Below are 10,253 nucleotides of genomic sequence, written 5' to 3'. Positions count from 1 at the left end.
AACGGCTCCTCTCGACGCCACTTTCTCGACTCTATGCCGACCGCGCAGTCCGTGCCGAATTATTGCGGGCCCGCGTACTATCCGAGGCGAATCTGCGAATCGGTGCAGGAAGGGTACGTTCCGATGACGGTTACGGTCAGTATTCCAGCGGTGCTGCGTCGGCACACCGGCGGCGAGAAGCGAGTCGAGGCGTCGGGGGAGACGGTCGGGGCGATCATCGCCGACCTGGAATCCAGGTACGACAGCCTGCAGGGCCGCATCGTCACCGACGGCAAGTTGCACCGGTTCGTGAATGTCTACGTCGATGACAACGATGTGCGGACCGAGCAGGGGCTGGACACGGCGGTGCGGGCGGGCTCGTCGGTGACCATTCTGTCCGCGATGGCGGGCGGCGCCTGACCCTACGCGGTCGCCGCGATCACGTCGATGGCGAGTATCAAGCCGAGTGCCACCGTCATCACCAGCGACGTGATCAGAAACGTCCGCCGCACGCCCGGCATCTCCGCGGGGAGCGCGAAGATCCGCTTCGGCCACACCCACCACGACTGGTACGCGAACGCACCGCACGCGATAACGAACAGCACCAGCTTGATACACATCAAGACGATCCACTCGGTGCTCGGTCCGGGGGTGTCGGTGGCGCGGCTGATGGCGAGGCCGGTTCCGGAGATCGCGATCAATACGGCCAGCCGGAGAATCCTGCGCCGCGAGCCGCTGGCCATCAGTTGGCCGACGTCCTCGAACTCATCCGGATCGGCCGCGCGCAGCTGGAACTGCTGTACCACGACGATCGAATAGACCATGGCGCCGAACCATGCGGCCAGCACGACGGTCTGGATGACGGCGAAGGTATTCGTCAGGGCCATTGAACAACCTTTCTCGGCTCTTCCGAACGAGTGTTCCGATCTCGCTCAGCGCGCTCGACCACCGTACTGGAGATTTCACTCCGTCTCTTCGCAGTATCCGAAGATCGCTACTTCGCTCGGCTCCTTCCAGCGGCTGTCGATGTTGTTCCTGTTTCGGGAGCGCTCGGTTGTCGGCCGATGGTCGGCGAACCAGCGGATGGCAGCCTGGGTTTCGTTGTTCGGCAATACCTTTCGGATGACAGGTCGAGGTGTTGGATATGCCGTTCCACCCCGGCGCGGGTTCCGCAGGCAGCGAACGCTGCTGCTATCCGCGGGTGTGCGTTCCGGCAGCGAACAGTCGCACGGCGCCAGGGGCGTTGCGGCGGTGATCTGCCGCGGCGCGGGCCCGCCAGTAGACGCTGAGGGTCAGCAGAGCAACCATCCACATCAATACACCGGCGGCGAACAGCGTCCGACCGTCCGGATGCACCAGCGACTGGGCTCGCATCGCCTGCCAGAACACGATCGCGAGCAGACCGGTATAGCCCGATGCGAGCACACCGACCAGCGCCGCGCGCGTCCGTTCGGCCCGCAGCCACGGGTAGCGTGGCGCCAGCCTGGCCAATGCGACAACGGCGAGCAGCAAGACCTGAATGGCGTGTAGCCCGAGGAAATGCGGGATCCGCAGGTCGCCGCCGATGGTGCTCCAGTGCGTGATCGGCATACCGCCGACACCATCACGCGCGTCCAGCGATGGATTGTCCAGCACGGTATGTCCAGCCACCAGCTCGACCACATTGCCGTCGGCGTCGCGCACCAGTTGTTTCCCGGTGAATCCCATCAGGTACCCGAGCGCCATCCCGACGACGGCCAGGCCGAGTCCGGCGTGAATGGCCCGCGCGGTCGGCCGGTCCACCAGGCGCTGCCACGAAAGGATCAGCACGATAACGAGATTCGCGAAGAACAAGCCGGGCACACCGGATGCGAACACCATCTGGCCGATCGAATTCACGGCATCGGTCTCGTCGTTGAAATGACTGTAGGTGCCGCGTGCGGCCTGCACCACGATGAACCCGACGTCCACGAATCCGGTGATCGCGAACACCGTACCCAGCCACCAGGTGACCCGACTGCCCTTGTGCGGCAAGGACAGCAGCCACGCCAGGGTGATCCCATAGAGCACGAATGCGAACCCGAACTTGAACGGCTTGAGCCATACGGATTCGTCGAGCAGCATCCGGTCGTCGAACACCATGCCACCGGCCGAGAACAGGACCATCGCGGCCATCGCGGTGACCATCCACAGCAGCGGACGATGCAGGCGGGCGCCGCGCGGCAGGTCCGGGACGACGGCGGGGCGACGACGGCGCGCGGAATCGCCAGGGGCGGAAAGGGTATCGATCGTCGGCATGATCCGACGGTAGGAACCCACGACGCACGACCACGTCCCGCCGCAGCGCCATTCGCGGGTGATACCGAGGTACTAGATATCGACCACCGGATGCATTCGCTATTCCCTCATCGAATCGCGAATGCGCCGGTGGCCGAATCGGATACGGAGCGCTTACTCCGGGGCGAAGCCGACGGCGATACCGCGCGCGCCGAGCCAGGGCATCGGATCGATCGGAGCGCCATCGCCCGAATGGACTTCGTAGTGCAGGTGCGGGCCGGTGGAGAAGCCGCGGTTGCCGACGGTGGCGATGACATCGCCCGCGCGCACCTGCTGACCGACGGTGGCGAGAATGTCGTTCACGTGGCCGTAGACGCCGATGGTGCCGTCGTCCTGCTGTACCCGCACCCACATGCCGAAGCCGGAAGCCGGACCCGCCTCGATGACGGTGCCGTCGGTGACAGCGGCGATCGGGGTCCCGATGGCGTCGGCGAAATCGAGGCCCGCGTGCAGCGCGCCCCAGCGCATGCCGAAGTTGGAGGTCAGCACACCCCCGATGGGACGAACGGTGCGCGGCCGGGCCGCCTCGGCGGCCATCCGGTTCTGATCCCAGCTCACGGCCTCGGGAACGGTCTGCGGAATTTGAGCCTCGGGCGGGGTGAATGCGGTGAAGGCGACGGCGTCACTGGCCTCGTCGGTCCTTCCGGCGATTCCGGGCAATGCGTCGGGGTCCGCGGCGGCCAGTACGCCGATCGCGGCACTGACGACCGCGGCAGTGGCAACCACCCGGGTGGCGGCGCGCTTGCGGCGGGAACCGGTCGCGCCGAGACGATAAGGTAACGGTACGGTCACGGGCATTGCTAGAACGTACGGGAGCGCCGTGGACGTTCCCCAATCCTGTGGCGACCGTCATAGACCAACGAAAGCCCAGCTGGGTGATTACAACTGAGTAACGACACGGCGTGGTCGCGTGGGAGACCTGGCGAAATGTCGTAGTGCGCGGAATTGACCGGCTGGGTGCCGGACGCTCACACTGTTTCAGTGGCGACTAATGGAGTTCGGGCCATCGAGGCGCTCGCCGATCCGACCCGCCGGACCATTTTCGAGGCATTGCCGACCGCGCCGATGTCGGTCGGCGATCTCGCGAAACTCGTCGGCGTAACCAGCTCGGCAGCCTCCCAGCATCTGCGCGTACTGCGCGAGGCCCGGCTGGTGATGATGCGCCCGGACGGCAATCGGCGGCTGTACTTCCTGGATCCGCGCGGCCTGGGCGAGGCGCGCGACTATCTAGAGCAGTTCTGGCCCAGCGCGCTGGCGGCCTATGCCGCCGCCTTGAGCAGCGCCCGCGCCGAGGGCAACGCCTGAGTTGTGCTCAGCCCACGCGGCGATACGCCGTCCGCCCGCGATTGTTTCCGTTACCCGGCCACGCTCGCTTGGCGATTTGCTTGTCGACGGCGCTGATCACCTCGGTGACGCCGATCCGCAGCAATCCGGGATCGGGTGTATCGGCCATCGGATCGCCGAGCTGACCGGCCCACAGCACTGCATGCCTGCCGAGCAGATGCGGTGGTGGTCCGCCCCAGCGCGGCGGTGTCGGACCGAACAGCAATACGGTGCGGGTCCCGAACGCGGTGGCCAGGTGCGCGACGCCGGTATCACCGCAGATGACGAGCGCGGCCTCGGCGACCGTGGCGGCGAGTTCGATGAGGTTCTGTTCACCCGCGAGCACCCGACCGACGGGTAGGCCCGCGCGCGCGGCGATATTCAGCGCGGTATCGCGCTCGGACGGGTCACCGGTGAGGACCACTTCGCGACCGAGCACAAGCAGATGCCGCACGACCGCGGCGAACCGGTCCGGCGGCCAGCGGCGAGCCGGTGCGCCCGCGCCGACGTGCACGACGACGCAATCGCGACGACTTGTGGTCGCGACGGGCGGAACGAGGCCGAGATTGCGGCGATCGGCGACGATGCCGTCGGATTCGAGCAGATGACACCAGCGCTCGACATGATGCATATCCGTCTGCCATTCCGGGCCCGCCAACTCCGGAAAGGCCGGATTGCGGTAGGAGAGGATGCGTCCGGGATCGGTCTTGGTGAGCGCGACGATGCTCTCGGCGCTCGGTCCGTGCAGGTTCACCGCCAGCGTGGGTTCGGGGGCATCCCAGCGCAGGTCACCGAGGTCGGCGGTCGGGATCATGGAGTCGACCGAGGCGATGAGGTCGACGATCGGCTTCAAGCGGTGCGGGGCGGCGAGGACGATCTGATCGTGCGGTTTCGCCCGTCGCAGCGCGCGCAACGCGGGAACCGCGGTGAGCAGATCACCGAGGCCACGTGCCTGCAGCACGAGAACAACCGCCACCCTCTTCTCCTAGCCACCCGAGACTCGCGAACCCGACCCAACCCGCTTCACCCCATGGGTGCACACGACGAGAGCCACTTAGGGATGACTACCCGAGCCCTCTCGGCGATAAACGTGAGCGAGTACCCCGTTATCGAGCCCACTGTCCGAGTCGGAGGACTAGCCTCGGCGATGGCGGCCACTACCACCAAGGAGCGTTCCTATGACCTCCCGACTCAACCCGTACATCAGTTTTTCCGACTCGGCGCGCACCGCGTTGGAGTTCTATCGAGATGTGTTCGACGGCACGCTGACCATGCAGACTTTCGGCGATATGGGGGATAAGGACGCACCCGGCGCGCATTTGATCATGCACGGCATGCTGGAGACGCCGAGCGGATTCACGCTGATGGCATCGGATACCCCGCCCGGTATGGAATATAAACCGGGAAGCAGTATTTCGATCAGTCTCAGTGGTAATGACGCCGACGAACTGCGCGGCTACTGGGACAAGCTGTGCGCCGGTGGCACGGTCACGGTGCCGTTGGAGAAGCAGATGTGGGGCGACGAATTCGGCATGTGCCTGGACCGCTTCGGCATCGCGTGGATGGTCAATATCTCAACGCCCGCTTAGGGTCGGACCACCGCTCAGCGCGTGTGTCCAGCAAATGTTCAGAAAACTCTCGTTGTGGGGCCTAACATCACGTCATGACGACAAACAGCGTGCTAGAGGGTCCTGTGCAGTCGCTTGCGCGCGTTGCGTGGCAATCGGTTCTGGTCACCGGGATCCTCTCGGTGGTCCTCGGTGTGATGATCCTGGCCTGGCCCGATGCGACACTGGCGGCTGTCGGGATCATCTTCGGTATCTATCTGGTGGTGAGCGGCTTCCTGCAGCTGCTGGCCGCATTCGGCACGCACACCAGCACCGGAATACGGGTGCTGGCGTTCATCAGTGGTGTGTTGTCGATCATCATCGGTGTCTTCTGCTTTCGTGACGAGTTCGAGACGCTTCTGTTGCTCGGCCTCTGGATCGGCATCGGCTGGCTGTTCCGTGGTATCGCGCTGCTGATGGCGGCGATCTCGGAACCCGCCCTGCCGGGCCGGGGCTTGGAGGCTTTCTTCGGGATCATCACCGCGATCGGTGGAGTGGTGCTGATCGTGTGGCCGGTCGCATCGGTGGCGACGCTGGTATTGGTCGCCGGGTGGTGGCTGATCATCCTGGGCATCATGGAGATCGTCACCGCGTTCGGTGTCCGCAAGGATGCGAAGAAGTTCGCTCAGGTCTGAATCAGACGATGACCTGACCGAGCCCGAGCAGGTTTCCCTCGCTGTCGCGGAACCATGCGCCGCGCTCGGCGCGCCCCTTGCTCGGATAATTGCCCTCGATGTCCATGATCCCGTTCACGGTGCCGTCGTATTCCTCGAACACCACGCCGCGGGCCCGTAGACCCGCGACTGTTGCCTCGATGTCGTCGACGTAGAAACCCATCTGGGTGAACGAGCCATCGGACGCACCGGCGGAGGCGAACAGACAGAAGACGCCCGACGCGCCTTCGTAACGCAGGCCGCCCTCGCGTTCCTCGACCGGTTCGAGGCCGAGTTTCTCGGCGTACCAGCGGCGGGCTCGAGCGAGGTCCTTGGTGGGTATGCGGGCTTCGATGTGTGCGTTGCTCAGCATCCTCGTCATGGTAGCCAGCCCGCCTGGTCATCGGCGAGCACCGGCGCCACACATGAGCATGCTTGCTGGAAGACTCGTGTGTCAGAACGGTTGCCGCATTCGCGGAGATCGGCCGTGCCGATGCCGAGCGGGGGGAAGCCGGTGCCGTGGATGACGCATGCATCGGGTGGTTTGGCGATCGTCAACGTATTCGTCGCGGTGCTGTGGACCTGATCGGCTTGCCCTTCGACATCTCGTCACCCGCGCCGTACCTTCGTTACAGGACCGAAGTAATGGAGGAATCGGATGCGGGTCGACATCGAATTCACCAGTGGCGCAGTGACATTACGGGGCTGGCTCTTCCGGCCGGAAGCGGCGTCGGGTCCCGTTCCATTGGTGGTGATGACACACGGCTTCGCGGGCGTGAAGGAATGGGTGGCGCCATTCGCCGAAGTCTTCAGCAAGGCAGGCCTGGCGTGTCTGGTGTACGACCACCCTGGGTTCGGCACCTCCGATGGTGAACCCCGCTACGAAGTCGACCCTGTCGCCCAGATCGAGGGATACCGCGATGCGATCACCTTCGCCCAAACGCTGGAGGGCATCGATCCGGAACGCATCGGCATCTGGGGAACCAGTTTCGCCGGTGGCCACGTGCTGGTCGTCGCGGCAACCGATCGGCGCGTGCGCGCGGTCGTGTCGCAGGTGCCACTGACCAACGGCTGGGCCAACTTTCGCAGTTTGGTCCCCTCCATCATGCTGCCCGCGGTCCATGCGGCCATCGCCGCGGACCGGCAGGCCCGTGCCGCGGGCAAACCGCATCAGATGATCAAGGCGGCCTCCGACGATCCCACCGAACTCGTCGCCATGCCGGGCATCGAGGTCTACAACTGGTTGATGGCCAACGGCCCGCAGATCCCCACCTGGCGCAACGAGGTCACCCTCTCCAGCGTCGACAAATTCCAGTCCTACGCACCGGAAGCCTTCCTGCGCCGTGTCTCTCCGACGCCTCTGCTGATGGTGATCGCCGATCAGGACACTTTGACGCCGAGCGATATCGCGCTGCAGAGCTATGCCGAAGCGCTGGAGCCCAAACAGCTGGCGCTTATTCCCGGCCCCCATTTCGCCGTCTACGAGGAGCAGTTCGAACGAGCATCCAGCGTGGCCCGCGACTTCTTACTTGCCGAACTGAACGGATAACGCCTGCCGATACGCGCGCAGGTGTGGTGGCGGCAACGGATTCGAGTCGATGACGCCGTATTCGCTCGAGTGTCGGCGCATTTCGCCATCGAGTGCACGAACAGACGGGCCGGAACGGGAGCCGTGATCTCACAGCGGCCGGAAACCGGCGCCGACGCCACCCGACCGATCAATCTCACCCAGGATTACGCCGATCTCGATCGCCACGGCCGGATCGTGCACCACTGCCGTGCCGCAGGCAGCGTCGACGACGGTCACGCCGAGCACCACGACGCCGATATGCCCGACATTCATCCCGACCAGGCGGTCGCCGAGCGTGACCGGCCCGCCCGAATCGCCCGGCCTGGAGCAGAGCTGGCTCTGGAACCACCACCCGGGCGCATCCCACACCACGCCGCAGTCGAAGCCGGAGGTGCGGCCGTTCTTGCAGACGATATCGCCCGGTCGCGGCGGTACGCCGATGCCATTGATCAACGTTTGCGCCACTTGGCGAACCGGCGTGACCTTGGTGCGGTCGAATTCGATGACGGCGAAGTCGTTGTCGTGGTCGACCACGGCGACGGTGCCGATGACGCCCGCCTGCTGTGTATCGGACTGGACAGGCATACCGAGTTCGGCGCAGTGTCCGGCGGTGAGCCCGACCATCCGGTCGGCGTGGTCGTAGCCGACCGTGGTGAGGGTGCATACAGCGCGGCCGTCGAGCACAATGCCCGAGCCGCCGCCCATTATCGCCATCTGGGCGGCCGTCGCGTTCCCAGGGAGCCCAGAGGGGGCGAAGACCGCGATGGCCGCGGCCACGAGCACGCGTATCCCGAGCTTTCCCATGGCAACCATGTCGCTAACTGTCCGCCGTGGCCGCCGCTTCTCGGTATTCGCTTCGTTGCAGGTGGGACACGGTTTGATGTCGTCGACTCCGCCGCCGAACTGCTGGCACCCCACACGGAATCTCCACAATTGGTGCGGGTTCTCTCCACAGCAGGTGGCTAGGGTTTCGGTTCATGGAACAGCACCCGGAGGGCAATGGGCAGGCGGCGCGACGGATTCTGGTGGTCGACGATGAGGTGACCATCGCGGAATCGGTGGCGGCGCGGCTGCGGTCCGAGGGGTTCACCGTCGATCTGGCGCATGACGGTCCCGGGGCGGTCGCGGCGGCCGAGGCGGTCGTGCCCGATCTGGTGGTGCTGGATGTGATGCTGCCCGGCTTCGACGGTATCGAGGTGTGCCGCCGCATACAGGCCGCGCGCCCGATTCCGGTCCTCATGCTCACCGCGCGCACCGACGAAACCGATCAGCTCATCGGCCTCGGCGTCGGCGCGGACGACTACTTGACCAAGCCGTTCTCGCTTCGTGTCCTGGCCGCCCGAGTTCACGCCCTGCTGCGCCGCATGGATCGCGCCACCGAACGCGACGGCGCCACCATCATCGTCGGCGACTTACGCATCGATGTGGACCAACGCCGCGTCTGGCGCGCCGATATAGAAGCCCAACTCACCCCGCTCGAATTCGATCTGCTGGCTCGGTTGGCACGCCGACCTCGCGCGGTGCTGGCCCGGGAACGGTTGCTCGAAGAGGTGTGGGACTGGGCCGATGCCGCGGGTACCCGGGCGGTTGACAGCCATGTCAAGGCATTGCGTCGCAAGCTCGGCGCCGACGTGATCCGAACCGTGCACGGTGTCGGCTATGCGTTGGACGCGCGATGAGCGATGACATGCGAGAGTCGGGCATCGATCGCGCTACCGAGGAGGTCGTGCGCGCTGGTGCGTCGGGATTGCCGTGGCGCGCGGTTGTTTCGGGGCACCTGCGCGGCATATCGGACGTCGTCGCGGATATCTTGCCGCGGCCGCTGGATCCGGTGACATCGATCAAGCTGAAGTTCGCGATTCTGATGCTCGGGTCGGCCGGGGTGGCATTCGGGTTCTTTCGGCTGCGGATCGGCTGGCTGCCGCCGAAGACGACGATCGCGGCAACGGTGATCGCGCTGATCACCTCGCAGATCCTGGCGCACGGCACCACTCGGCCGCTACGCGAGATGACGGCGGCGGCCAAGCGGATGGCGCAGGGCGATTACACCCGCCGGGTACGGGCCAGCTCGCGTGACGAGGTCGGGCAGCTGGCGGCGGCCTTCAATCAGATGGCCGCCGACCTGGCCGCCGCCGACCAGCAGCGCCGCGACCTGATCGCCAATGTCTCCCACGAACTGCGCACCCCGATCACCGCGCTGAATGCGGTGCTGGAGAACATGGTCGACGGCATATCCGAACCCGACGACAAAACCCTGCGCGCCGCACTCGCCCAAACCGAACGGCTCGGCCGACTCGTCTCCGAACTGCTCGACCTGTCCACCATCGAATCCGGCGCTCGCGCGCTCGACCGCGAAGAACTCAGCATCACACCGCTTTTGGCCGAGGTCGTCGCCGAGGCCGAGGTTGCCGCTGTGGCGCTCGGGCGCGGCGTGCGCTTCCGCACCGACGTGCAACCTAGCAGCGCAAGCGTTTTCGCAGACCGTGCACGTTTGCATCAGGTGCTGCTCAACCTGCTCGACAACGCCGCACGCCACGGACCCGCCGGTGGGGAAGTCCGCATCGAGGCCCACGCCGACCGCGGCGGTCTGGTCATAGATGTCCAAGACCAAGGCCCGGGCATTCCGATCGCCGAGCGCGCCACCATCTTCGATCGCTTCACCCGCGGCGGGCGCACCGACGGCGGCGGCACCGGCCTGGGGCTCGCCATCTCGCGCTGGATCGTCGACCTCCACGGCGGCACCATCGCTGTCGCCGATCCGGGCTCGCGGATCCGCGTGACTCTCCCGGCCCCCTGACTCACTCC

13 protein-coding genes are annotated in these 10,253 nt (G+C 65.8%); 7 read left to right on the top strand and 6 right to left on the bottom strand.

The window, feature by feature from the left end; translation table 11 throughout:
* Positions 1–123 precede the first annotated feature (123 nt).
* On the top strand, positions 124–399 hold the full coding sequence (locus ACQP1T_RS21440) for a MoaD/ThiS family protein (RefSeq protein ID WP_433754830.1): 276 nt from the start codon (positions 124–126) through the stop codon (positions 397–399).
* A 2-nt stretch (positions 400–401) separates the two neighbouring features.
* Here the strand turns inward: ACQP1T_RS21440 and ACQP1T_RS21435 are convergent, their stop codons facing one another.
* From ACQP1T_RS21435 to ACQP1T_RS21425, 3 genes are all read right to left on the bottom strand, one after another.
* Complete coding sequence (locus tag ACQP1T_RS21435; protein WP_433754829.1) at positions 402–866, bottom strand: hypothetical protein; 465 nt, start codon at positions 864–866, stop codon at positions 402–404.
* Positions 867–1,170: 304 nt separating this feature from the next.
* Positions 1,171–2,256: a hypothetical protein gene (locus ACQP1T_RS21430; RefSeq protein ID WP_433754828.1), complete on the bottom strand. Its 1,086-nt coding sequence runs from the start codon at positions 2,254–2,256 to the stop codon at positions 1,171–1,173.
* A 153-nt stretch (positions 2,257–2,409) separates the two neighbouring features.
* Positions 2,410–3,093 (bottom strand): M23 family metallopeptidase, encoded by a 684-nt coding sequence (locus ACQP1T_RS21425; RefSeq protein WP_433754827.1) that lies wholly within the window; start codon positions 3,091–3,093, stop codon positions 2,410–2,412.
* Positions 3,094–3,276: 183 nt separating this feature from the next.
* Here ACQP1T_RS21425 and ACQP1T_RS21420 point away from each other — a divergent pair, with 183 nt between their 5' ends.
* Positions 3,277–3,600: an ArsR/SmtB family transcription factor gene (locus tag ACQP1T_RS21420; RefSeq protein ID WP_433754826.1), complete on the top strand. Its 324-nt coding sequence runs from the start codon at positions 3,277–3,279 to the stop codon at positions 3,598–3,600.
* 7 nt (positions 3,601–3,607) lie between these two features.
* On the opposite strand, the gene ACQP1T_RS21415 is transcribed toward ACQP1T_RS21420, so the two are convergent.
* Positions 3,608–4,594, bottom strand: a complete 987-nt coding sequence (locus ACQP1T_RS21415; RefSeq protein ID WP_433754825.1) for a glycosyltransferase family 9 protein — start codon at positions 4,592–4,594, stop codon at positions 3,608–3,610.
* A gap of 202 nt (positions 4,595–4,796) precedes the next feature.
* On the opposite strand from ACQP1T_RS21415, the gene ACQP1T_RS21410 reads away from it, so the two are divergent.
* The gene (locus ACQP1T_RS21410) at positions 4,797–5,207 is read left to right on the top strand and encodes a VOC family protein (protein WP_433754824.1); all 411 of its coding nucleotides are present in this window, start codon (positions 4,797–4,799) and stop codon (positions 5,205–5,207) included.
* 74 nt (positions 5,208–5,281) lie between these two features.
* The gene (locus ACQP1T_RS21405) at positions 5,282–5,860 is read left to right on the top strand and encodes an HdeD family acid-resistance protein (RefSeq protein ID WP_433754823.1); all 579 of its coding nucleotides are present in this window, start codon (positions 5,282–5,284) and stop codon (positions 5,858–5,860) included.
* A 1-nt stretch (position 5,861) separates the two neighbouring features.
* On the opposite strand, the gene ACQP1T_RS21400 is transcribed toward ACQP1T_RS21405, so the two are convergent.
* On the bottom strand, positions 5,862–6,251 hold the full coding sequence (locus ACQP1T_RS21400; RefSeq protein ID WP_433754822.1) for a VOC family protein: 390 nt from the start codon (positions 6,249–6,251) through the stop codon (positions 5,862–5,864).
* A 285-nt stretch (positions 6,252–6,536) separates the two neighbouring features.
* Between ACQP1T_RS21400 and ACQP1T_RS21395 the strand changes: the two genes are divergently transcribed.
* Complete coding sequence (locus ACQP1T_RS21395; RefSeq protein ID WP_433754821.1) at positions 6,537–7,427, top strand: alpha/beta hydrolase; 891 nt, start codon at positions 6,537–6,539, stop codon at positions 7,425–7,427.
* 129 nt (positions 7,428–7,556) lie between these two features.
* Here the strand turns inward: ACQP1T_RS21395 and ACQP1T_RS21390 are convergent, their stop codons facing one another.
* On the bottom strand, positions 7,557–8,261 hold the full coding sequence (locus tag ACQP1T_RS21390) for a S1 family peptidase (protein WP_433754820.1): 705 nt from the start codon (positions 8,259–8,261) through the stop codon (positions 7,557–7,559).
* A gap of 164 nt (positions 8,262–8,425) precedes the next feature.
* Here ACQP1T_RS21390 and ACQP1T_RS21385 point away from each other — a divergent pair, with 164 nt between their 5' ends.
* Together ACQP1T_RS21385 and ACQP1T_RS21380 are read left to right on the top strand one after the other, a co-directional pair.
* Positions 8,426–9,127: a response regulator gene (locus ACQP1T_RS21385; RefSeq protein ID WP_433754819.1), complete on the top strand. Its 702-nt coding sequence runs from the start codon at positions 8,426–8,428 to the stop codon at positions 9,125–9,127.
* Between the two features lie 185 nt (positions 9,128–9,312).
* The gene (locus tag ACQP1T_RS21380; RefSeq protein ID WP_433762293.1) at positions 9,313–10,245 is read left to right on the top strand and encodes a HAMP domain-containing sensor histidine kinase; all 933 of its coding nucleotides are present in this window, start codon (positions 9,313–9,315) and stop codon (positions 10,243–10,245) included.
* Positions 10,246–10,253: the final 8 nt, after the last annotated feature.

The sequence above is a fragment of the Nocardia sp. CA-135398 genome, from assembly GCF_050955845.1.
In the GTDB taxonomy this organism is placed as follows: domain Bacteria; phylum Actinomycetota; class Actinomycetes; order Mycobacteriales; family Mycobacteriaceae; genus Nocardia.
The sequence above is the reverse complement of the archived record's forward strand: the minus strand, read 5'-3'. Positions and strand labels throughout refer to the sequence as shown.

Coding starts and splice junctions, on each gene's coding strand:
- ACQP1T_RS21440 (WP_433754830.1), top strand. CDS start 124: ATGACGGTTACGGTCAGTATTCCAGCGGTGCTGCGTCGGCACACCGGC.
- ACQP1T_RS21435 (WP_433754829.1), bottom strand. CDS start 866: ATGGCCCTGACGAATACCTTCGCCGTCATCCAGACCGTCGTGCTGGCC.
- ACQP1T_RS21430 (WP_433754828.1), bottom strand. CDS start 2,256: ATGCCGACGATCGATACCCTTTCCGCCCCTGGCGATTCCGCGCGCCGT.
- ACQP1T_RS21425 (WP_433754827.1), bottom strand. CDS start 3,093: ATGCCCGTGACCGTACCGTTACCTTATCGTCTCGGCGCGACCGGTTCC.
- ACQP1T_RS21410 (WP_433754824.1), top strand. CDS start 4,797: ATGACCTCCCGACTCAACCCGTACATCAGTTTTTCCGACTCGGCGCGC.
- ACQP1T_RS21405 (WP_433754823.1), top strand. CDS start 5,282: ATGACGACAAACAGCGTGCTAGAGGGTCCTGTGCAGTCGCTTGCGCGC.
- ACQP1T_RS21400 (WP_433754822.1), bottom strand. CDS start 6,251: ATGCTGAGCAACGCACACATCGAAGCCCGCATACCCACCAAGGACCTC.
- ACQP1T_RS21395 (WP_433754821.1), top strand. CDS start 6,537: ATGCGGGTCGACATCGAATTCACCAGTGGCGCAGTGACATTACGGGGC.
- ACQP1T_RS21390 (WP_433754820.1), bottom strand. CDS start 8,261: ATGGTTGCCATGGGAAAGCTCGGGATACGCGTGCTCGTGGCCGCGGCC.
- ACQP1T_RS21385 (WP_433754819.1), top strand. CDS start 8,426: ATGGAACAGCACCCGGAGGGCAATGGGCAGGCGGCGCGACGGATTCTG.
- ACQP1T_RS21380 (WP_433762293.1), top strand. CDS start 9,313: ATGCTCGGGTCGGCCGGGGTGGCATTCGGGTTCTTTCGGCTGCGGATC.